General features: G+C 59.8%; 16 protein-coding genes and 1 pseudogene. 9 read left to right on the top strand and 8 right to left on the bottom strand.

Annotation, left to right across the window (positions count from 1 at the left end; all coding sequences use genetic code 11):
- Positions 1-169 precede the first annotated feature (169 nt).
- Both WX88_RS02430 and WX88_RS02435 read right to left on the bottom strand, forming a co-directional pair.
- A complete protein-coding gene (locus tag WX88_RS02430) occupies positions 170-1,075 on the bottom strand; it encodes an anti-sigma factor (protein WP_046242663.1) in 906 nt (301 codons plus the stop codon).
- A gap of 8 nt (positions 1,076-1,083) precedes the next feature.
- Complete coding sequence (locus WX88_RS02435) at positions 1,084-1,644, bottom strand: RNA polymerase sigma factor (RefSeq protein ID WP_046242664.1); 561 nt, start codon at positions 1,642-1,644, stop codon at positions 1,084-1,086.
- 194 nt (positions 1,645-1,838) lie between these two features.
- Here WX88_RS02435 and WX88_RS02440 point away from each other — a divergent pair, with 194 nt between their 5' ends.
- A complete protein-coding gene (locus tag WX88_RS02440) occupies positions 1,839-3,233 on the top strand; it encodes an NAD-dependent succinate-semialdehyde dehydrogenase (RefSeq protein ID WP_046242665.1) in 1,395 nt (464 codons plus the stop codon).
- Positions 3,234-3,340: 107 nt separating this feature from the next.
- Here WX88_RS02440 and WX88_RS02445 read toward each other — a convergent pair whose 3' ends face one another.
- Both WX88_RS02445 and WX88_RS02450 read right to left on the bottom strand, forming a co-directional pair.
- Positions 3,341-4,108: a YdcF family protein gene (locus WX88_RS02445; RefSeq protein ID WP_046242666.1), complete on the bottom strand. Its 768-nt coding sequence runs from the start codon at positions 4,106-4,108 to the stop codon at positions 3,341-3,343.
- A 43-nt stretch (positions 4,109-4,151) separates the two neighbouring features.
- Entirely contained in the window at positions 4,152-5,906 is a 1,755-nt protein-coding gene (locus WX88_RS02450; protein WP_046242667.1) for a DUF885 domain-containing protein, read from the bottom strand.
- 194 nt (positions 5,907-6,100) lie between these two features.
- Between WX88_RS02450 and aspA the strand changes: the two genes are divergently transcribed.
- The 8 genes and pseudogenes from aspA to WX88_RS28510 all read left to right on the top strand — a co-directional run bounded on the left by aspA (position 6,101) and on the right by WX88_RS28510 (position 15,005).
- Positions 6,101-7,507 carry an aspartate ammonia-lyase gene (gene aspA / locus WX88_RS02455; protein WP_046242668.1) on the top strand — a complete coding sequence of 469 codons (1,407 nt, stop codon included), beginning with the start codon at positions 6,101-6,103 and terminating at the stop codon, positions 7,505-7,507.
- A gap of 211 nt (positions 7,508-7,718) precedes the next feature.
- Positions 7,719-9,527, top strand: coding sequence for an SWIM zinc finger family protein (locus WX88_RS02460; protein WP_046242669.1), 1,809 nt, complete (start codon positions 7,719-7,721; stop codon positions 9,525-9,527).
- 754 nt (positions 9,528-10,281) lie between these two features.
- Positions 10,282-10,377: pseudogene (locus WX88_RS32070) on the top strand (hypothetical protein); the annotation flags it as partial.
- Positions 10,344-10,535, top strand: coding sequence for a hypothetical protein (locus WX88_RS30690; protein WP_046242670.1), 192 nt, complete (start codon positions 10,344-10,346; stop codon positions 10,533-10,535). The pseudogene WX88_RS32070 and the gene WX88_RS30690, both read left to right, overlap by 34 nt.
- Before the next feature lie 19 nt (positions 10,536-10,554).
- Complete coding sequence (locus tag WX88_RS02470; protein WP_046242671.1) at positions 10,555-11,148, top strand: hypothetical protein; 594 nt, start codon at positions 10,555-10,557, stop codon at positions 11,146-11,148.
- 145 nt (positions 11,149-11,293) lie between these two features.
- Positions 11,294-11,857 (top strand): hypothetical protein, encoded by a 564-nt coding sequence (locus WX88_RS02475; protein WP_046242672.1) that lies wholly within the window; start codon positions 11,294-11,296, stop codon positions 11,855-11,857.
- 252 nt (positions 11,858-12,109) lie between these two features.
- A complete protein-coding gene (locus WX88_RS02480) occupies positions 12,110-13,135 on the top strand; it encodes an aldo/keto reductase (RefSeq protein ID WP_046242673.1) in 1,026 nt (341 codons plus the stop codon).
- Positions 13,136-13,526: 391 nt separating this feature from the next.
- A complete protein-coding gene (locus WX88_RS28510) occupies positions 13,527-15,005 on the top strand; it encodes a DNA/RNA non-specific endonuclease (RefSeq protein ID WP_046243085.1) in 1,479 nt (492 codons plus the stop codon).
- A gap of 268 nt (positions 15,006-15,273) precedes the next feature.
- Here WX88_RS28510 and WX88_RS27120 read toward each other — a convergent pair whose 3' ends face one another.
- From WX88_RS27120 to WX88_RS02505, 4 genes are all read right to left on the bottom strand, one after another.
- Entirely contained in the window at positions 15,274-18,546 is a 3,273-nt protein-coding gene (locus WX88_RS27120; RefSeq protein WP_052732263.1) for a zinc-dependent metalloprotease, read from the bottom strand.
- A 1,073-nt stretch (positions 18,547-19,619) separates the two neighbouring features.
- A complete protein-coding gene (locus WX88_RS31920; protein ID WP_072052923.1) occupies positions 19,620-20,447 on the bottom strand; it encodes a nuclease A inhibitor family protein in 828 nt (275 codons plus the stop codon).
- A gap of 148 nt (positions 20,448-20,595) precedes the next feature.
- Positions 20,596-21,069, bottom strand: a complete 474-nt coding sequence (greA, locus tag WX88_RS02500; RefSeq protein WP_046242674.1) for a transcription elongation factor GreA — start codon at positions 21,067-21,069, stop codon at positions 20,596-20,598.
- 102 nt (positions 21,070-21,171) lie between these two features.
- Positions 21,172-22,194, bottom strand: a complete 1,023-nt coding sequence (locus tag WX88_RS02505) for an NAD(P)-dependent oxidoreductase (protein WP_082115802.1) — start codon at positions 22,192-22,194, stop codon at positions 21,172-21,174.
- Positions 22,195-22,206: the final 12 nt, after the last annotated feature.

The following is a 22,206-nucleotide window of genomic DNA, read 5'->3' on the forward strand; positions in this document are numbered from 1 at the left end:
TTCTAACCCAGATTATGAGCCCATTAGTTGCAGAAAAACATCGTTCAATGAGGCGCAGCAAAGGCTGCGCCCTACGATTACGAACCCATTAGTTACAGAAAAACCCCTGCTATCCGCGATGAAACGGAGTTGCGAGGGGCTAATTTCGGCACTCTTGTATGGCGGGCTGCTAGATGGATACCGCACCCATGGCCTGAATAGGCATGGTTGGGCTAGCACTGCCGCCCGTGGGCTCCACCGTCACGGCGAAGGCTTGGGCGCTGGCAATATCCTTCATCAGCTGAATGTCTTCGCCGGCGGCGGTGGTAGCGGCTAGCATGCCGGCATCCACGGGCTTGCCATTATCGAGGGCCCAGAGCTGGTATTGTTTGCCGGCGGGCAGCGCAGGCAGGCTTTTCACGTCGACATACACCTTGTGCGTGGCAGCGTTGAACAGCACCCGGGCACGGGCCGTGGGAGCATCTTTGGTGCCGGCCAGAGCCACAGCGCGGAACTCGTCGCTGCGTAGCACCTGGTTTTCTTCGCGCAGTTCACCTAGCTTTTTCTCCACTACCTGGGTGGTGGCGGCAAAGCGGGATTGCTCGTTTTGCAGGGCAACCAAATCTGAGCTGGCCTCTTTCCAGCGGCTGTAAAGCAGGCCGTTAGCACCGAGGCTAAGGATGAGGGCGACCGAAGCTGCCATGGCCCAGATGGAGCGAGTAGCCGGCTCGGCCACGGGAGCCGATGACAGGGGACGAACGACGGCTTCCGGTGTTGCCGATGTGGGTTGGGCGGGCGAAGTGGAATAGGTATTGACTTGGGCTACGGCATCGACATCGGCCCGTAGGGCACTGGTAGGGGCCGCGATTTGGGCCATTACGTTACCCAGCACCCGCTCACGCATCCCGGCCGGGGGCGTGATGGCGTGGGCTTCGGCATAAAAACCTAAAGCCGCTTGCATCTGTTGCAGTTCCTCCCGGATTTCGGGGTGGCTCGCGGCTTTGGCCTCCACGTCGGCTTGTTCAGCCGGCGTGAGTTCGCCGAGCACGTACTGCTCCAGAATGCCTGACTCTATAAATTGTTGGATGTTTTCCACGATGAATTTCAGCGAATAAGTTTGCTTAGAACTTTGATGGCGGTTCGGGCACGGGTTTTCACCGTTCCCAAAGGAATGTTGAGCTCCTCCGCCACTTCACTTTGGGTGAAGCCCTCGAAATAGAGCAAGTCGATAATCTGGCGCTGTTCGGGAATCAATTTTTGAGTGATTTCCTGCAAGCCAATGTGCTCGGGACGGAACGTTGCGGGCGCCGCTTGGCGCTGTGCTGTTAGACTATCGTCCAGTCCCTGAGTGCGGCTACCTACGCGGTGCTGCCTTGAGCGGATTTTATCGATGCTGAGATTTCGGCAAATGTTAAGCACCCAAGTGAAGAGCCGTCCCTTGGCCGGGTCGTAGCTGGCGAAGGCGTGCCAGATTTTGACCAGCGCCTCCTGTAGCACATCCTCGGCCTCGTCCTCGGCTTTCACGATACGGAAGATGACACCGTAGAGCGCCGCCGAATACCGCTCGTAAAACAGCGTCATGGCTGATTCGTCACGGGCCTGCAGGCGCCGGACCAGTTCCGCTTCAGCAGCGGGGGGCAGGGAAATAAGTGGGTTGTCGGACACAGGAGGGGCAGAAAGTGAATAATGAGGGTAGAGGCAGCATTATGCTAAGCGAACGAAATATACAGTGCCCCGCGCAATTGACGGGGTTGTGTTTCGGCACAGCGTAACCGAAGTAACCCGGTTTAAGTTGAAGCCGGAGGAAATAATGTTTGCTGCGCACCCTATTTAGCCCGGTCCCTTTCCTGCTTTTCGCCATGTCAATCGAATCTTATAATCCTTACACGGGCCGCACGCTGCGCCGTTTCACCGCTTTCAGCTGGGCCAAGACCGAGCGTATTCTGGGCCAGGCGCACCGGGCGGCGGCCGCGTGGCAGGCCACGTCGTTTGGCCACCGGGCCGGCATTTTGCGGGCCGCCGCCGCACTGCTGCGTGAGCGGCAGGACGACCTGGCCCGCCTCATGGCTCTGGAAATGGGCAAACCCGTAACCGACGGTCGTGCCGAAGTGCTAAAGTGCGCCGCGTGCTGCGAGTTCTACGCCGAGCACGCCGAAGGTTTTCTGGCCGATGAAATCATCGAAACGGATGCCCACCGCAGCTTCATCAGCCACCAGCCGCTGGGGGTGGTGCTGGCCATCATGCCCTGGAACTTCCCGTTCTGGCAGGTGGTGCGCTTTGCCGCCCCGGCGCTGATGGCTGGCAACGTGGGCCTGCTCAAGCACGCGTCCAACGTGCCGCAGTGCGCGCTGGCGCTGGAAAAAATATTTCACGATGCGGGCCTGCCACCGGCCTGCTTCCGCACCCTGCTTATCGGCTCCGACCTGGTGGAAAAACTGCTGACCGACGACCGGGTGCGCGCCGCCACTCTCACCGGTAGCGAAGCCGCCGGCGCCTCCGTGGCCGCCATCGCGGGGGCGCAGATTAAGAAAACCGTGCTGGAGCTGGGCGGCTCCGATGCCTTCATCGTACTGGCTGATGCCGATGTGGCCCTGGCTGCCAAAACCGCCGCTCAGGCCCGCATGATAAACACCGGCCAGAGCTGCATCGCGGCGAAGCGCTTCATCGTGGAGAAGCCGGTTATCAGAGAATTTATTACGCAGCTGAAGACCCACTTGCTGGCCATGCGCTCCGGCGACCCGCTCGACGAAGCCACTCAATACGGCCCGCTGGCCCGCCCCGATTTGGCCGATGAGCTGACCCAGCAAGTAGCGGATTCGGTGGGTCAAGGTGCCAAAATAGAGCTGCACGGCGGCCAAGCCAAGCCCGGCACTGCTTTATTCCGGCCCATGATTCTGACCAACATCAAGCCCGGCCAGCGCGCTTATGCGGAGGAATTCTTCGGCCCGGTAGCCTTGGTGCTTGAAGCCAAAAACGCCGATGATGCCGTGCGCCTGGCCAACGACTCGCGGTTTGGTCTGGGTGCCTCAATCTGGACCCAGGACGTGCAAAAAGGCGAAGCTCTGGCCCGACAAGTGGAGAGCGGCGCTGTGTTTGTCAATGGCCTCGTCAAATCCATGCCCGAGCTGCCATTTGGTGGCGTCAAGAAGTCGGGCTACGGGCGGGAGCTGTCGTACCTCGGCATTCGCGAGTTCGTGAACCAAAAGTCAATCTGGATTGGCAAGGAAGTGGTTCAGAAAGCCAAAACGGAATAGCAACAGACCTGGGGCCCTATCTCAGTAGGACGTCATGCAGAGCGCAACGAAGCATCTCGCTCGGCTAGTTTGAATAAGTTCTGAGCCCGTGCTTGTGGTAGCCGGTGCTACAGATAACCTAGCGCCTTGTACATCAGCCATCCGCTTATCTCGTGTACCAGCAGGCTCCAGTTTTCCAGAGCCTCGGCGCTGGGCACCAGCCAGTAATTGGGCGTGTAAGTGCGGTCGGAACTGCGAAAGCCGGCAGGGAAGGAAATGGGCTGCAAACCCACTTTGCGGAAGCAGCCCAGCGCCCGCCGCTGATGAAACGCCGACGTGACGAGCACCAACGACTTAATATCGGGGTGTGCGGCCAATAACTGCTTAGTGAACAAGGCGTTTTCGCGGGTGTTGCGGCTTTTTTCCTCCAGCAAAATGTCCGAAGCCGGCACGCCGGCTAGGCGGAGCAGCGTGGCCAAATCTCCGGCCTCGGTGTGGGCCTTGCTGAGCACTGACCCGGAGCCGCCTGAAATGATGATGCGGCGCACCCGCCCGGCGCGGTACAGCCACAAGGTATTGGTGAAGCGGTCGGCGCCGGGGCCGAGGTACACTCGGTCGTGAGGCGATTTATCGACCAACGTGATGCCAGTGAGCAGCACGGCGGCATCGGCGCGGGTGGGTAGGGCGGCCAGTGGCACGGGCGGGCGCTCCCAGGCCAGCAGGGCTTCGTTGACGAGGGCCGAATTGGTGCCGACGAGCAGCAGTGCCACCACTGCCCGCAGCCACTGGCGCTGCCGGTGCGGCTGCCGGGCTACCAAGGCGGCCAGTAGCAGCGCCAACAGCCACACCGTGGGCAGCAGCAGGAGGTCGAGGAGTTTGGAGAGCAGGAAAAACACCCCCAAATGTAGGCTGCTGCCCCGTGGTCGTACCGAGTACCGCCTACTTGCGCAGCAGCAATTCGCGGATGTATTTCACCGGCGCACTGCCGTAGCTAAGAAAGTTTTCGTGGAATGCTTTCAGGTCGAATTCCTTATCTTGTTTCTGCTTCAGCTCTTCGCGCAGGGCATAAATCTCGGAGTAGCCGGTGAAGTAGCTGCTGAGCTGCACTTGGCTCAGGGTGGCGCGCAGCCACTTGCCACGGGCCTCGGCTTCCTCCTGAAAACCGTCGAGGCGCAGCATGGCCACCGCGTCTTTCTCGCTCATATTGTCGACCTGAATGGCGTGGTCGATGATGGTGTTCAGGGTCACGCGCATGTTCCACTTATCCCAGAGCAGCCACATTTCGTCGGAGTTGTTGCCGTAGCCGTTTTCCAGCATCATGCGCTCGGTATACACGGCCCAGCCCTCAATCATGGCGCCGTTGCCGAAAATACTTTTTACCAGCGAGGGCGAACGGTTGGCGTACACCAGCTGGGTGTAGTGGCCCGGAATGGCCTCGTGGATATTGAGGATTTGCAGGGTGTAGTCGTTGTATTCGCGCAGGTAGCTTTCGGCCTGGGCGGGCGTCCATTCGGCGGGCAGGGGCTCCACATTGTAGTAGGTGTTAGCGCCCTTGTCGTAAGGGCCGGGGGCCGATACGCTGGCGCCCGCGCCGCTGCCGCGCATGTAGAGCGGGGTTTCGCGCACCACGAGCGGCTTGCTGGGGTCCTGAGTCAGTAATTTGTGCTCATTCACAAAGGCCACGAGCGTGGGAATCTGGCGCTTCACGGCGTCCACGAAACCGTCGCGCGGGGCGTGTTTCAGCGTGAGCTGGTTCACGACGGACCTAATCAGGGCCAGCGTGTCGGCGGGGGCTTTTTGGCCGGGGAAATACTTGGGGTAGAGCCGGGCGGCGCGGTGGCCCATGTCGTGCAACAGCTCCGCCTTGTGCTTCAGGGCTTGCTGGTAGACTTCGGCAGCCGAGAAATGTGACTGAATATCGTAGGCAAACTTCTGCTCGAACAAGTTTTTGCCGATGCGGAACGAACGGTACTTGCCCACCGATAGCACCTCATTCTTCAGAAAATCTAGGTAGCCTTGCACGGCCTGCCGAGTGGTGGCAATGTGGTCGGTCAACGTTTTTTTCTCCTGCTCGGTCAGCCCCGATTTGCGCACCGAATCCGCCAGCGCCGAGCCGAATACCGCTAGGCCGCCCGCGTTTTGCCTAATGGCCAACTCCGTATGCTCTCGGGTCGGGCTGCTAAGATTGGCCCGGGCCGCCGCGTAAAACTCGGCGGCGTGGCTGATTTTGTCAGAAATGTTGCGTAGCCGACGGTCGAGCGGGTAGTGGCGGCCGTTGAGCAGGTCGCCCACTGCCCCCCCGAGGTTGTAGTTGGAGGGGTCCCACTGCCAGCTTCTGAGGGTGTCGGCGTACCAGCGCTGGGCGCGCAGTTCGTTGCGCAGCAGGCGCAGGTCAATCTGGTTGTTGGGCGAGAGGCTGTCGAGCCCGAACGTGCTCAGCGCGGCCAGGTACTTTTGGGTGAAGGCCGCGTCGCTTTGGCGCTGAGCAGCGTTGGGAATCACCAGCAGCGAGTCGTATTTGTGGTAGCCCTGGCCAGACGCGTAACCAGGATTTTGCCGCCACAGCGCTTCAATAAACTGATTTTTGAAGGCATCGAAACGAGCATCGGGGCCGGTGGTAGCGGTGGCGGCTTTGTCGGCCTGAGAGCAGCCGGCCAGCGCTAGAATCAGCAAGGGTAAGTAGAGAAATTTCATGTAAGGGTGGGGAAAGAATGGATTAGCAACGAAACGAAAGAACGTCATACTCCGCTCTGGCATGCCGGGCTAACGAGCCCGGTATGCTATAAAGGAACACCGCAAAACCCGCACGTTGCAAAGCGCCGCCGTAGGTTTGCCTAGGCGTTTTGCCTATCACTTACAAACTCAACATTCCCACCCAGCTTTTTCCCATGAATACTTCCCGCATCGAACATGATTTTCTGGGTGAGCGCCTCCTCCCCGATACCGCTTACTACGGCATCCAAACCCTGCGTGCGCTCGAAAATTTTGCCATCACTGGCATTCCCATCAATACTGAGCCGCTGTTTGTACAGGCCCTGGCTTTCGTGAAAAAAGGCGCCGCCCTGGCCAACCGCGACTTGGGCGTGCTGCCCGTACCCATTGCTACGGCCATTGCCGCGGCCTGCGACCGGGTGGCGGCCGGCGAGTTCGACAACCAGTTCCTCACCGACATGATTCAGGGCGGGGCGGGCACCTCGGTCAACATGAATGCCAACGAGGTAATCGCCAACGTAGCTCTCGAAATCATGGGGCACCAGAAGGGCGAATACCAGTACTGCCACCCCAACAACCACGTCAACTGCTCGCAAAGCACCAACGACGCCTACCCCACTGCCTTCCGCATCGCTCTCAACAACAAGCTGGTGGGCTACCGCGAAACGCTGTATAACCTGGCCGATGCCTTTGCCGCGAAGGGCGAAGAGTTTCACGACATCCTCAAAATGGGGCGCACCCAGTTGCAGGATGCCGTGCCCATGAGCATGGGCGACGAGTTCCACGCCTTCGCCACCAACCTGCGCGAGGAACTGCTGCGCATCGACGACTCCCGCCGCCTCATCGACGAAATCAACATGGGCGCCACCGCCATCGGCACCCGCGTGAACGCGCCGACCGGCTACCCCGAGCTAGTGACCGAATACCTGCGCGACATCACCGGCCTCAACCTGACCCTGGCCGGCGACCTGTTTGAGGCGACCTACGATACGGGCGCCTACGTGCAGCTCTCCGGCGTGCTGAAGCGCACGGCCGTGAAGCTCTCCAAAATCTGCAACGATTTGCGCCTGCTATCCTCTGGCCCACGCACGGGCATTAACGAAATCAACCTGCCGCCGCTGCAGCCTGGCTCCAGCATTATGCCCGGCAAGGTAAACCCCGTGGTGCCCGAAGTAGTGAACCAGACGGCTTTCTACGTCATCGGCGCCGACCTCACCGTGACCATGGCCGCCGAAGCCGGCCAGCTCCAGCTCAACGTGATGGAGCCCGTGATTTCCTTCGCCCTGTTCACCTCCATTTCCTACATGACCAACGCCTGCCGCACCCTGCGCGAGAAGTGCGTGGTCGGCATCACGGCCAACAAGGCCCACGCCGAAAACCTCGTGCGCAACAGCATCGGCATCGTCACCCAGCTCAACCCCGTCATCGGGTACGAGGCTTCCGCCGAAATCGCCAAGGAAGCCCTCAAAACCGGTAAATCCGTCCACGATATCGCCGTGGTGGAGCGCCAATTGTTGACCGAGGAGAAATGGAACGAGATTTTCACATTCGAAAACCTGATTCGCCCCGTCTTTATCCAATAATACATCGCAACGAATTGTGGCGCGTAGCCTTTGCTACGCGTATCGCCGCCCTGCGGCGAAGGCGGCAATGCGTCACAGTCCCGCACCCTATTTACTCAAACCGCCGTAGCCTTTTAGCTATGAGCGCGAAGCAGGGAGCTATCCGCCGAAAAGCCCCATACCAGCCGCCGTCCGCGTATTTTTGGCGGCGCCTCCCAGCTTTTCAGTAGTCATGTTTACCCGCCAAACCCTGCGCCGCCTGGCCAACGCCAACAGCTTCCAGCGCGGAGAAGATTATTACGATGAAGGCAGCGTAACCAAGCTGCGCCGCGAGGGCGACGGCTTCCACGCCAGCATCCGGGGCAGCCGGAGCTACCGCGTGACGCTGCGCCTAGCCGCCGCGAGGCCGGAATTTACCTGTAACTGCCCCTACTCGTTCGATGGCATCTGCAAGCACGCCGTGGCCCTGGGCCTGGCCGTGCTCGATGCCTACGGCACCGCCCTGGCCAGCCCGCCCCCAACCACCACCCCGTCTCCCAACGCCCTCCCTGCCGCTCTCAAGGCCGTCTGGGCCGACCGCAAAAAGTCCGACAAGCTGCGCTTCCTCAAGCAGGCGCTGGCCAAAAACGACGACCTGGCCCGGCAGTTTCTGGGGTTCGGTATCCAGCCCGTGCCCGTTTCCAACACCGCCCTGCTCGCCACCCTGCCCCAGCGGCTCGCCGACACGTTGGAAGTACTGGAGTTTGACGAAGAGTTTTGGGAGAACAGCGAGGCCAATTACGAAGACGACGAGGGCGACGCCTTAGCCGAAGCCACTGAGGACGCCCTCCGCGATGCTCTGGCGTCCTTCGTGGCCGAGTTGCTGGGCCTCGCCCGCGGCGGCCAGCTCAGCACCGCACTGCGCTACTGGGCCACGGCGTGCGCGGCCATCTATCAGGTGGAGGGGCCAGCCAGTGACGACTACGGCTCGTTTGGCCACTACGGCACCGACGTGCTGCGCCAATGGCACGCCGACCTGGCCGCCACGGGCTGGCCCGCCGTGCTGCTCACCGCCGTCATTCCGCCCGCCGAGCTGGAAGCGGCGCTGCGGTGGCTAGGCCAATACCTCGCCAACCCACCAGCCAAGTGGGCTGATTTTGAGGAAAGCTGGCTACCCCTGCTCTTCTCCCTGGCCGCCGACCCTGGCGCCGCCCCGCTACTAGCGTCCCACCTGGAGCGGTCCTACCTCAGCCCCGCGGCCCGGACCCGCCTCGCGCTGCGCAGCGCCCAGACCCTCACCAACGACACCGCCTGGCAGGAAGCCGCCGAAACCCTGCTCACTACGGATGCCACCGTGGCCCAACAGCTGCTGAATTTCTACGCCAACCAGGCCGACGGCCCCGCCCTGCTGCGCACCGCCACTGCCGCCTTCACCACCTGGCCCGACCGGTTCGGCACCTACGTCCTCAGCACCTTCACCCCGGCCCAGGCCCCCGACCTCTACCACGCTGCCCTGCGCCACCACACCCTCGCCAACAGCAGCCTCGAAGACTTTGAACGCCTGCGCCCCCTGCTGCAACCAGCCGCTATCCGGGCCTTCGTGCAGGAAGCTGTGGCCGCTGCCCAGGCCCGGCGCGGCAGCGTGGCCTTCGCCGCCGAGCTCCTGGTCCGCGAAGGCGATACCGCCGAACTCCGTGACTTCGTGCTGGGCCTGGAGTGGATAACCGTGAGCCCGCCCTACCATACCGAAATTGCGCTGCTACGCCTCGTTACCACCGATCCCACGCCCCTCATGCTGGAGCTGGAAACCCGCACCCGCGCCTACCTCAACGGCCGCGCCAACACCAAGCGCGGCACTTTCCTATACGACCGCATTGGCCGCTGGCTGGTCACCGTGCGCGGCGCCGCCCCCCGCCTCACCGAGCCCGTGCTCCGCCTGGCCCAGGAGCTGCGCGAAGAGTTCCCCACCCTCCACGGCCTGAAAGATATTCTGCGCCGCGAGGGGCTGCTGGTGACGGAACCGGTCCCCGTGAAGGCCAAGCCGGGCCGGCGAGGGCAGTAGCTTCCTGCGGATGCTGATAGTAGGCTGTTTCACACACTGAGCGGAATACAACAAGCCACTGTAGAATCAGCTTCGCGCTTGTACCTGACCTAACCTACTGCTACGATGATTTTATTTTCTAACCTCATCAATTTAGAAGTATATTGACTCGCAATTAAATCTTTCCATGAATAAATACATTTCATTTTTAATAATTACATTCAACTCTACTTTTAGCTGAAATAGCAATCGGTTTCATAGTACTCTTTTTTAGTTCAGCTGAGCATAGGGGAGTTCATGAAAGTGTAATACTATGGAATTTATGGAGGGTATTATTTTACGGTTTGCCGTTTTCTATCTTGTATTTCATGCTTTTCAAGTATTTTTTTAAATTAAATTTTTATCCTCCTCTGTTACATTCTATCTTCAATTTAGTAATTTATGCTTTGCTGTCTTATCTATCCGAAATTATTTGGGGAAAAAATATCCCCTTGCCTCCAAGGGAAATTATGTTCTATACAACATGCATTGCAATTTTCTTCAGCCCACTAATTTTGGGGCAAATAGCTTACTTTCAAAAAGTCATGAAAAGTGAAGTTGTTTAGTTACGAGAGCATCAAAAAGTGTGGGGCAGGCAATGGAGAAACGACTGGTTAGTGGATGGCCTTTACCGGTAGGTTCGGCTTCCCAGGTTAGGCCGAGAGGTTGCCTGACCCCACTGCCCCACACTTTTTGATGCTCTCTTATTACCGCGCCAAGCTGCTGGTAGCGCTGGGTGACACCGCACGCTGCCTACTCTCCTTCCACTGGTGCGCAAAAAAATAATGAATTCTGGACTTGGCAGTTGCTGGCCGATACCCTGCGGCCAACGGAGCCCGCTACCGCGCTGGCCTGCTACTATCGTGCCGCCCACTGCCCAAGTACCTGGGCAAAGTGCGGGAGACTCTGGCCGACATGCTTTGCCAAGCCGGGTACTTCGGCCCGGCACAGGAGCAGCTACGGCGGCTCATCCAAACCAGGCACCATTAGTTCTGCCGCTAAGCAACTGATGAACCAAGCATGGTTTGCCGAAACGTATCCAGCAGATAAGTTCTTTCATACAAAACTATTGGCCGACGCCGATGCGGCGGTGTATGGCGACCTACCCTGGCAGCCCGTAGTATTGCAGGAGTTGCTAGCCGCCACGGCCGAAAAGCCCGCCCGCGCCCGCCTGCTACCCAGTGGTCGTACGGCCCGCCCGCTAACCGTGCGTCTGAAGAAATATCCCTGGCTCAGCCAGCAGCCGCTCGGCGCCCCGCTTCAAGCGCGCTGCGAACCCGTAAACGGCATTCAGCAAGTCGTCCAGCTAGTCCCCCGCCCAGAGGGCAAGCCCTGGGATACCCGCCCCGCACCCCGACCTCAACCAGTTGCCGTAGTTACTCGGGAGTTCAACGGCTTATTGCGGATACAGGCTGCTGGGTTTGGATTCGCTGATAATGTTTTCATACCAGCCCAGCTCATCGGAAAAAATGGCTGGCAAACCGGGCAGCGACTCAAGGGCACGGCCGTTTCGCAATTCGACCAGAAAAAAGGCAAGGACGGTTGGGTAGCCGAACGAGCCGAAGCAATAGCTGCGTCGAACGAAAGACCGCCAGAATCATGATGATAAGTAGTAAAGAAGGGCCGGGGTGAGGTGAACCGAAGGGGATGTTCCCCGGCGGGGCTTTTTTATTCCCTATTCCATAATATCTTTATACCTCAGCTGTTTCGTTTTCAAACCATTCACTCCCAAACCCCACCCCCTCATCATGGCCAAAGCCACCAACGCCCTTACCCAGGGCATCTCCGGCAAAGTGTCCGGGCTCGTCTTCCGTCAGAACGCCAACGGCACTGTTTCCATCGGCAACGCCCCCCGCCCCACCGCCAAGGCCCCCGATGCCGCCACCCTCGCCCGCCGCGAGCGGTTCCAGCAGGCCGCCTTCTACGGCCGCGCCGTGCAGCAGGACCCCGCCCGCAAAGCCGCCTACCAAACCGGCACCGATGCCGACACCACCAGCGCCTACACCGTCGCCGTGGCCGACTACCTCAACGCCCCCAACGTCCGCACCGTCGATTTCTCCGGCTACCGCGGCCTCGTCGGCGACCCCATCCTCATCCAGGCCACCGACGACTTCGCCATTCACCACGTCCACGTTCTCATTCAAAATCCCGACGGCTCCGTTGTGGAAGAAGGCGACGCCACCCCCGACCCCGACGGCTTTACCTTCCGCTACACCGCCACCGCCGCCAATCCCAGCCTCGACGGCGATAAAATCCTCGTCACCGCCTACGACAACCCCGGCAACGCCACCACTGAGCAAGCCGTCCTCTAACCCGCCAACGTTCAATTTCCCCATTTCGCGCTACTCCGGTCTGAGTCCGAAACCAGTCTGAGACTACCCCAGTACTTACCTACTCTGTCACCAAGCAGTTTTCTTCCCAAAACACAATTCCCTGAAAGCCCCACCGGTAGCTCCGACGGGGCTTTCTCATTAGGTACTCACTCCTATCAGTACGTTGAGCAAGGGCCCAACATTCCCCCGCGCTCACTGTTCCCTTCCGAATTACCATCTACCACGATACTTATGGAATACAGACAACTGGGCGCTTCCGGCCTCCAAATTCCCGTCCTGAGCTTCGGCACCGCCACGTTTGGCGGCGGCAACGAATTCTTCCGCGCCTGGGGCAACACCGACGTAGCCGAAGCCCGTCGCCTCGTCGACATCTGCCTCGAAGCCGGCGTCAACCTTTTCGACACGGCCAATGTGTACTCACGGGGCCTGGCCGAAGAAATCCTAGGCCAAGCCCTCGAAGGCCGCCGCAACGAAGTCCTGATTTCGACCAAGGCCACCTTCCCCATGAGCGACGGCCCAAATGACTTTGGCTCGTCGCGCCTGCACCTGCTCAAAGCCTGCGACGACAGCCTGCGCCGCCTCGGCACCGACCACATCGACATCTACCACCTCCACGGCTTCGACGCCCGCACGCCCGTGCAGGAAACCCTGCGCGCCCTCGATGACCTGGTGCAGAGTGGCAAAGTCCGCTACATTGCCTGCTCCAATTTCTCGGGCTGGCACCTTATGAAGTCGCTGAGCGTGTCGGAGCGCCACGGCTGGGCGCGCTACGTGGGCCACCAGGTATATTACTCCCTCATCAACCGCGAATATGAGTGGGAGCTGATGCCCCTGGGCCTGGACCAGGGCGTGGGCGCCATCATCTGGAGCCCCTTGGCGGGCGGCCGGCTCGGTGGCCGGTTCCGCCGCGGCCAGCCCGCCCCCGCCGACAGCCGCCAGCAGCAGGGCGGCGGCCAGGGCCCTGACGTGCCCGACGAATTACTTTTCGGCATCGTGGACGTGTTGGACGAGCTAGCCGCCGAAACCGAAAAAACCGTGGCCCAGGTGGCACTCAACTGGCTATTGCAGCGCCCCACCGTCACCAACCTCGTCCTCGGCGCCCGCAATGAGGAGCAGCTTCGTCAGAACCTCGGCGCCGTGGGCTGGAACCTTACTTCTGAGCAAGTTGCCCGCCTCGATGCCGCCAGTGCCACGCCGCCCATCTACCCCTACTGGCACCAGCGCAATTTCCCCATGCTGAAAGCCTCCGTGGTATAACACGCGCCGGATAGGCCCGGCGAAAGCAGGGATATGGACCTCTGCTTTTCAAGCAATAAAAGGGGGTGCTGTACCTACAGCCCCCCTTTTATTGCTTGAATGGTTATTCTAACTTAACTCAAAAATAGTCGACTATCTACTAGGCCCGTCTTGCTCGCATTATATGGCCTCCTGCTGGGTCAGGCCTGTGCGTGGTCTATCTCGCTCCGCTTGGGGTGATGAACTTAGCTTTGGGGGCAGGATAAGCTAAGCGTTTTGCAGTGTTGAGAACTGCTCGTAAGCGCGAGGTTATCGTTCGTTTTACCCCGCAAAAACCTTCACTTAGCAGGTCCTCACCCATTATCGAAGAATGGGCAGTGCTCGCAGCGACGGCCGCCCGTATTTTCGCCCCATGCACTCTTCCGCTTACCTCATTGTCGCCACGGCCTTCGCCCTGCTCGCCTGCTCCCAGCAGCCCTCCGAATCAAGCACGTCGTCTGTCTCCCGGTCTGCCGCTCCGGTCAGTCAGACCGCCCCTCCCGCCCCTTTCCCCGAAACCTTCGAGGCCGGCACCAAAGGAGCTTACGAGGAAGCCGACGAGCCCCTGGGCACTGGCCCCTGGCACTTCCAGGATGCCCTCATCGGCAGTAGTCCCCAAGACCGTAAAAGCGGAGCGCACGCCGCACGCATCCGCAATCAGGGACGCATTTCGATGCGGTTCGACGCCGCGGCCGGGGTGCAGCGCATTACCATCAGCGCCGCCGCTTACGGTACCGATGGCCCCAGCACCTGGGAATTGTGGCTGAGCCGCGACGGTGGCCGCACCTACACCCGCACCGGCGCCCCCATCGTTACGAGTGGCCCAGCCCTCGTGCCCCACGTCTTCGCCGGCGTCGCTACTCAGCCCATCCGGCTGGAAATCCGCAAAACCAGTGGCCCCAAAAACCGGCTGAACATTGACGACATCATTCTGGAAACTGCTACCGGGTCTGCCGTAGCTACGGGCACCGGCGTCACGGGCGGCTACTTCGAGAACCGGAGCAATTCGCAGCCCACCCATCCGACGCCGGACCCCGGCAAACAATCCTCTACGAGCCCCAGCCCCAAGTCGCCAAGTTCCCAGGACCGCAACAATAATAACCTGGCCCTCGGCAACCCCAGCGGCGCGACTTCCGACCCGAACAACGCGACTAATTACCTACTCGTCCATCCCGAGTTCACCATCGGCTACAACGCCAACCGTGGCATTCCCACTTGGGTGAGCTGGCACATCGGCCGCGCCGACCTTGGCCAGGCCCCGCGCCAGAACAACTTCCGCCCCGATGCCGCCCTGCCCCGGCAGTTCTACCAGGTCACGCCCGCCAGCTACGCCCGCTCGGGTTTCGACAAAGGCCATAACTGCCCCAGCGGCGACCGCACCGCTAACCTTGACGCCAACTCCGCCACGTTCCTCATGACCAATATGGTGCCCCAGGCCCCGCACAACAACCAGCAAACCTGGGCGCATCTCGAAGAATACGGCCGCTCCCAAGTTCAGCGCGGTCAGGAAATCTACGTCGTCATGGGTAGCTACGGCCGCGGCGGCACCGGCGCCAACGGCTTCGCCTCCACCCTCGACCAAGGCCGCGTCACTGTGCCCGCCCGCATCTGGAAAATCATGGTCATCCTGCCCGAAGGTAGCAACGACCTCCAGCGCCTTAGCACCATTCCCAACGTGCGCGTGCTAGCCATCGACACGCCCAACGACAACAGCATCAACCCTGACTGGCAGCAGTACCTGACCTCAGTGGATAAAATCGAAGCCGCCACGGGCCTGGATTTGCTCAGTGCACTGCCCCGCGAGACCCAGGCCCGCCTGCAAAAGCTGGTCGACAGCGGCCGGGCGCAGTAATGCGGACGTGCGAGCCAAAATGTATTAACAACCGAACTAATAACATTTAATATGCAGCTTGGAGCAGCTTGCGAATCCTCATCCCAATCGTCCGGCTCCCCTCCTTTTTGGAGTGCATGCCGGGGGTGAAGTTCTCATACCTGCGCCAGGCACTCCGATTCTCAAACCGTGCTAGTATATCCCTGTATCCCGGCTCTGTCAATGTGCATGCGCCGATAGGTACCCACCTTCAACAGTGAGTACCTATCGGCGCTGACAAAGCCTGATCCTATTGCAGCACTACTTTTTGCTGTTGGCGCTGACCAGTGGCCGTTTGCACCATGAGCACGTGGAGGCCATGCCACTGCCGAGCTTCGGGCAGCGCCAACAGGGTGGAGCCGGCATCCACTGCCACGGTCCGGTGCAGCACGGTGCGCCCTACCACATCCGTTACTACCAAGGTCGCCTGCTGGGCATCCCGGGCCTGAAACTGCAGCTGCAACGCGGTATTAGAAGGTACCGGATTGGGGTAAGCCATCACGCGGAGCGCAAGCTCATCAAGCCCCCGGGACTGTAGCATCACAACGGGCGAGTAGGACACCTGCCCATCCTCGTCCTGAATTAACAGCCGGTAATAGGTTGGGCCAGAGGGCGGATTGGTATCTAGGAAAAAATAGTCGTGAGAACTGTTGCTATTCGTAGCTGCCACCTGGCTAATGTCGGTGAAGTGCTGGGCATCAATGGCGCGCTGCACCTTAAAATAGGCCACTTGCTGCTCCAAAGCCGTCTGCCATCGCAGCTCATTGCTGGTGGCGGCCGGCCGGGCCGAAAAGCTGGTGAGTACGACGGGCAGTGGTGTTCCCGTGACAGTGACTCGGCGCGTGTTGCTACTGAGCCGGCCGCATGGGGCCAGGCTAGTCAGCGCGGTCTGCAGATTACCCAACAAACTGTTTTGCAAACTGCTTACGGAATAATTTCGCTGAAAGAGAAAGCCGTGCACGTCGTAAGTGCCGGGGGGCAGCGGGCGCAAGTCAGCAGTGGGCGATATCTGCACCACCTTATTGGTGGCCGTATTCACCACGGTATATTGGTATTCATAGCCAAGGCTTTGCAGCGGAGCATAAGCCGTACCGCCAGCCGGCGATGTCGCGAAGCTGATGCTATAGTTGCTGCTGGCCGCTGGAACACCGTTGAAATTTGACACGACCAGCGTGTAAAGCTGGCCGGCAGTAAGGGCAACGGTGACGCTACGAGACAAGGAACCGGCGTTAAAGTTGTCTACCAGCATATTCTGACACGGCCTGGAAGCGACGAAATTGGTGCCAGCGTACACCCGCAGCACCATGCCACTGAAGCGGCCGGGCGCATCAATGGTGTAGGTGCCGGTGGCGGAAGGCACGAATACGTGCGTGTCGTAGTAGGTCGCATTGCCGTTAAAGCCCGAGCAGCTGCCGCCATTGAGGTCTGAGAGGAAGGAGACGGGGTCAGTGGCGCTGATAGTACCCGTAATCTGGTTGGCCCCGACGTATTCCGTCAGGCTATACTCCCGCTGGCTTAGGTTGAGGGCAGCGTCGCCGGCGGGAGCAGTGAGTGCAGTAGCCGGCAGGGTTTGCGAAGCCACCGGGGAGCAAGGGCCAATGGGAAAGTCCGCGTCGTTGATGTCGAAGAAAATGTTACCCACTGCCTCCACCCGGATGCGGGCCTGCCTGGTGGTCACGTTCGGAATCGACACCGTGGCGGAGCCGGTATTAGGCGCACTGGCCGCCAGCACTGTGCCGAAATTCTGCCCCCCGTCGGTCGATAAGCTGATGCGCACCTGGCTCACGCCAATGGGGGCCTGGTCGGTACCGTTCACCGACCAGGTAATCGTGGCGGACTGGCCCGCAATCCAAAGAGCCGGGTCAGCGTTTTGGGTGGTGATGGCAAACGGGCCAGTGCCCGGCGCCACCGTCAGCGTCACGTTGTCGGTGGTAAAAGTGCCACCGGTTGACCGCCGGTCGCGGGCTGTTACCACAAAGTGCAAGTCGCGGCCTACATTCGATAGCGCCTCACCAATCAAGTCGGGGGGCCGGTTGCTGTTGGCGAGCACGTAGCGTAGGTCCGGAAAGGTGCGGGACGGCGTAGTGCGCGGCGGCCGGGGCCGAAACAACGGGGCTTCGGGGTCGTCGATGGCCGCCAGCCCATTGATGCCCGCAATGGTCCCAAGGGCATTAACATTGGTGGTGTAATCGAACTGGTTCCAGGTATAGAACAGCGTTTCGCCGTTCGGATCAGAGCCCGTGGCGGTGAGCGTGAAGGGCGTATTGCGCGGAATCACGTAATCAGCCCCGGCACTCAACGTTGGGGGCAAGTTGGTATTAGCCGTTGCCGTGGGGCAAGCGACGGCTTGCAGGTGGAGCCGCATCTGGTTCAGAGAGCAGACATTGAAATGGTCAGCTTCCGTGTTCGGTACATCTTCCAGCGTCTGCACGTTGCACACATCGGTGTAGGCCATGATGGTAGCCCCGCCGCCGGGCTCCAGATTACTACCTACCCCCAGGCTACCGCACGGCCCGGTAAAGGTGTGGTCTGCACCGTGCTGATGGCCCATCTCGTGCGCCAAAACGCCCTGAAACCCGCTAGTACGTACCCCCGACCACGCTCTGGCTTTGCCCGAGCTACAAATGGCACGAAGCCTGGCCACCCCGCCGCCGCCATTATGAAAGCAGTGCCCCAGATCGAAGGTGCTGGTCGCGAAACGGGCATTGATTAAGGTGTTCACGTCCTCCAGATTTTGCTCACGCAAGCGGCCTGAGGTAGCAGCCCCCGAACCAGGGAGTGTGGCTGTAGTCATGGCCGAGAAGTAAAAAGAGCCACCGGTGGGCTTCACCAGCTCATAACTCACTGCTAGATCTTGCAGATACAGTCCCGACATCTGGTTCATCGCGGCCACCACGGCCTGCTCCACAGTAGCGTCAGTATTACCATTGCTGGTGTAGAATTCCTGAGTCACCAGAATCGCGTAGCGGATGCGCCGCAGTTGGGTACCGAAGCTGAACGGGGCGGGCATGGTGGAGAAACTACTAGGCCGTAATAGCAGCCCGCCGTTCGCGCCTTGCGTGCCACAGGGCTCCATGGTCGATGTCGTTTGCTCGAGCAAGTAGCTCGTGCCGCCCAAAGCCGGTCGCAGGCTGGCCGACTCCGTGCCCGCTAGTAGCTGAGCCGTCAACTGGCGCGGCGTGAGCACCAGCGATACCCGGTGAGTGGGCGTCTGTTCGTCGTAGCCCACGAACGTGCGCAGTCGCTGCCGGGCAGCCGCATCGGAGGCGGGCAGTACGTGTGTTTCAATCAGCGCAAACACCCGGGGGCCCCGCAGCGTAGGCAGGCTCACATGGTACGCACCATCGGGGCCGCGCCGGGCGCCAGCATCGGTTGGAGAGGTCAACTGCCGCCGCAAGCTGGCCACGTCAAGAGGTACCTGGCGGGCCGGTGATAACCCTTGTGCCATGGCAAGCGGCCCGCCCAGGGCAAGAATCAACCATATGGTGAGGCCACTGAAGAATCGGGAAAAGTGTGTTTTCATAGAGAGAAAGTGGGTGAGTAGTGAGCAGCTTAAGCGTGGAACCTGCTTTCTCTGTGACCGGACTGTCAAAATCAGAGGCAAGCATCCATTCATCAAGACCCGTTGGGCGTTGTCTATTACAGCATCGTGCCGCAACAGATAGAGCATGCTAGTGAGTTGGCTGCTCGTAAAGCATCATTTCTCAACCAGAACCGTCGCCTTGGATCAAAGCTCAAAAGTAGCACCTCCCTTCAGTTATTACCAATTACTTTCATATTTAGTGATTCATACACTAATTTAACAAGATTAACTTGCCAAAAGTCCAGGCAATTCAAAATTCTGCTTTAGCATAGTGCTAATTACACTTCTGCTAGCGGAACTATCGAGTAGTAACATAAGCCTGGAAGCAGGCGAGCGTAGACTAAGGTTAGCAGGCATAATCACCGTCCGAGGCAAAGCTGCAGGCAGCTATCTGCCGCTGAAGCCAGCTGCCGAGCTAGCCGGAAGCCAACTTCAGCGAAGCGGTTGCCCTATATCTGATAGCCGAGCTGTTGCGCCGCAATATCGCCGTACAAAAAAGTGAGCAAGGTGGCGTATCAGTAGCGTACTTCAGCGCGTCGTATTCTCCTCGCTAGCCCAAAACAATGGCGTGCAGAAGCCACGCTTTAATAGGGCACTGCATTCAACCTTGTTGGCGTAACCAGTGGTGTAGCGGTTGGTTCAGCCGGCTTGTAAATCATCGGCCAGGTTCAGAGCCACCCTGAGAACTGACTCTTCATGGGCTGCCACAGTATTGAGCTACTGCCCCATAGTGGCGGCAATTTCTTCTATACCGAACTGCTGTAGCTCCCGCAGCTTAGCCACCAACGGCTCTTTGGCCATTGGCTGAAATGCATGACGGGCACCGCTAAATTAGCTTTAGCCAGGCTCTTTAGCAGCTGCCAATATTCATCAAACCGGGCACCGCCGCGAGGCTTCTCATGTAGCTCCCGCAGAGCACTTAGCACCAGCAATCCCTCGAATGGCATAAAGAAACCATTGGTGCAACAAGTTGCAGGCTAGGCACTCAAAACCAACAGTTACCAAGAAGCGCATCAGGTTTCTGTCAGTACCGTCTTAAAGCCAACCAGCGTACCCTTCTCTGTACGGCCCAGAGCGTAGGCGTGCACCTGCGGACCAGTTCCTACCCGGTATACCTGCGTGTCGTCCAATTCCTGTTTCAGGTACATCTGCAGAGCCTTGTAGCGGTTGGCCAGGGCTACGTCGCCCAGCACGCCATCATCGGCCGTGTGGTTGCGCAGGAACTGTGTCAGCTCCACGGTTACTACCTTAGCATCGGCGGGCTCGCCGAGCAGCTTCAGCAGCGCCACGTTGCTGAGTTGGCCGCCGGGTGCGGCATAGGCCACGGCTTCCAGTGGCGCGTCCGACTCACTGATGAACTGCAGCCCGGCTACCAGCTTTTTCAATTCGGCCGGTACCGGAGCGTTGCCCCCGTCATCGAGCTTTTGCTCATTCAGCCCGCTGCCACCTTCCACTTTCGCGGCAATAGCGGCGGCCAGCTCCTGCATCCGGGCCTCGGGCACTTTTATTTTAGGGTTGGCAAAATTCAGGTCCCCCACCTTGTTCATCGGGATGAGGTGAATATGGGCATGCGGTACTTCCAGGCCAATAACGGCCACCCCAATGCGCTTGCACGGCACAACAGCCTGCACCCCCTTGGCCACGCGCTGCGCGAATACGTGCAGGGCCGCCAACTCATCGGCCGGCAGGTCAAAAATGTAGTCGACCTCCTTCTTGGGAATCACCAGCGTGTGCCCTTCTACCAGCGGCGTGATGTCGAGAAAAGCCAAGTGGCGGCCGTCCTCGGCTACTTTATAAGCCGGCAGCTCACCAGAAACGATGCGGGAGAAAATAGAAGCCATGGTGGGTTGGTGCAGAGTTGGTAATTCTTGGTAGTGGGTGCCGGGTACTTGGTTGGCAGCGCAAGTAACTACCTAAGGAGGCAATAAAAAGGCGGTACCAATGAGCACCGCCTTTTTATTATTTGACTACCAGGCACTAAGCACCAACCTATCGGCTGATTTCCAAGATTTCAAATTGTAGCTTGCCGGCTGGCACGGTGATTTCGGCCGTATCGCCGGCCGATTTGCCTAGCAGGCCTTTGCCGATGGGGGACTTCACGGAAATTTTGCCGGCGGCCAGGTTGGCTTCCTCCTCGGCCACCAGCGTGTAGTCGAGCACCATGTTGTTTTTCAGATTCTTCAGCTTCACCTTGCTCATGATGAGCACCTTGGTGAAGTCCATGTTGGTTTCGTCAATGACACGGGCATTGCCAATTACCTCTTCCAGCTTGGAGATTTTGAGCTCCAGCAGGCCTTGAGCATCCTTTGCGGCGTCGTATTCGGCATTTTCGCTCAGGTCGCCTTTGTCGCGGGCTTCGCGCAGGTCTTCGGCCGCTTTGGCCCGGCCCCGGATTTTGAGGTCCTGGAGTTCATCCTTCAGTTTTTGCAGGCCCTCGGGGGTGTAATAATTAATGGTGGCCATAAGATTTAGATGATGGACGGTTTGGCTAAAAAGCAAGGAGAACGGCTGGCACTGCCAACCGTTCTCCCTCCTTAGGTTCGCTGCAAAGATACGCAAAACGCGCTAGCTCCCCACCTCCCCCACCGACAACCCGGCCCGAAAGGCCCGAATCTTCTCTACCAGCACCTCGTTGATGCGGGCGTAGCTCTGGTGCGTCCAGCCGCCAATGTGCGGCGAAAGCACCACATTGGACGCCTTCCGCAGAAAGTCAAAATTGGCCTGTTGAGCGGCTGCCAGAGCACTAAGTTTCTCATTTTCGAGCACATCCAGTGCCGCGCCGCGCACCGTGCCGCCTTGCAGCCCTCGCACCAGCGCGGCGTGGTTGAGCACCTCGCCCCGGGCCGTATTCAGCACCCACAGCGGCGCGGCAAACCCCGCAAGCAACTCCTCCCCCACAAAATGATGGTTGGCCGCCGAGTACGGAATGTGCAGGCTTAGCACCTCGGCGCGGGCCTGTAGTTCGGGCAGGCTCACCAGCGCCGCGTTGGTGTCCGGGGCGCAGCTCGGGTCAATATCATGGGCCAGCACGGTGCAGTCAAAGGCACTGAGCCGGCGCGCAAACGCCCGCCCCATGTGCCCGTAGCCGAGTAGACCGATGGTTTTGCCGCCAATCTCCTCCCCCCGATTGGCCTCGCGCCGCCACTGGCCCTGGCGCACCTCGTGGTCGGCCCGGCTAATATTGCGAAATAGCGCCAACAGCAACCCCACCGCGTATTCGCCCACCGCATCGCGGTTGCCCTCTGGCGCGTTCAGCAGCGTGACCCCAGCCGTAGCCATAGCCGCTTCGTCAATATTATCGACCCCCGCTCCCGCGCGGGCCACGTAGCGCAGGTGAGGCCCGTGGGCCAGGAGCGCCGCCGTGACGCGGAGCTTACTCCGCACCATCAGTCCTTCATAGGGAAAGGCCGCTAGCGCCGCGGGAATCTCCGTCGCCGTCAGGTTGGGGCAATAATTGATTTCAACCCCGATGGCCTGCAACAGTGGGCGCAGTGAAGGGTGCATTTCATCGACTACCAGGCACACGCCGCTGGTGCCGGGCGCGGGTGGCGTGCAGTCGCTAGAGGCAGGATTTTCAATTGGATTCATAGTTGGCAAATG

This window comes from Hymenobacter terrenus (assembly GCF_000972495.1).
Lineage (GTDB): Bacteria > Bacteroidota > Bacteroidia > Cytophagales > Hymenobacteraceae > Hymenobacter > Hymenobacter terrenus.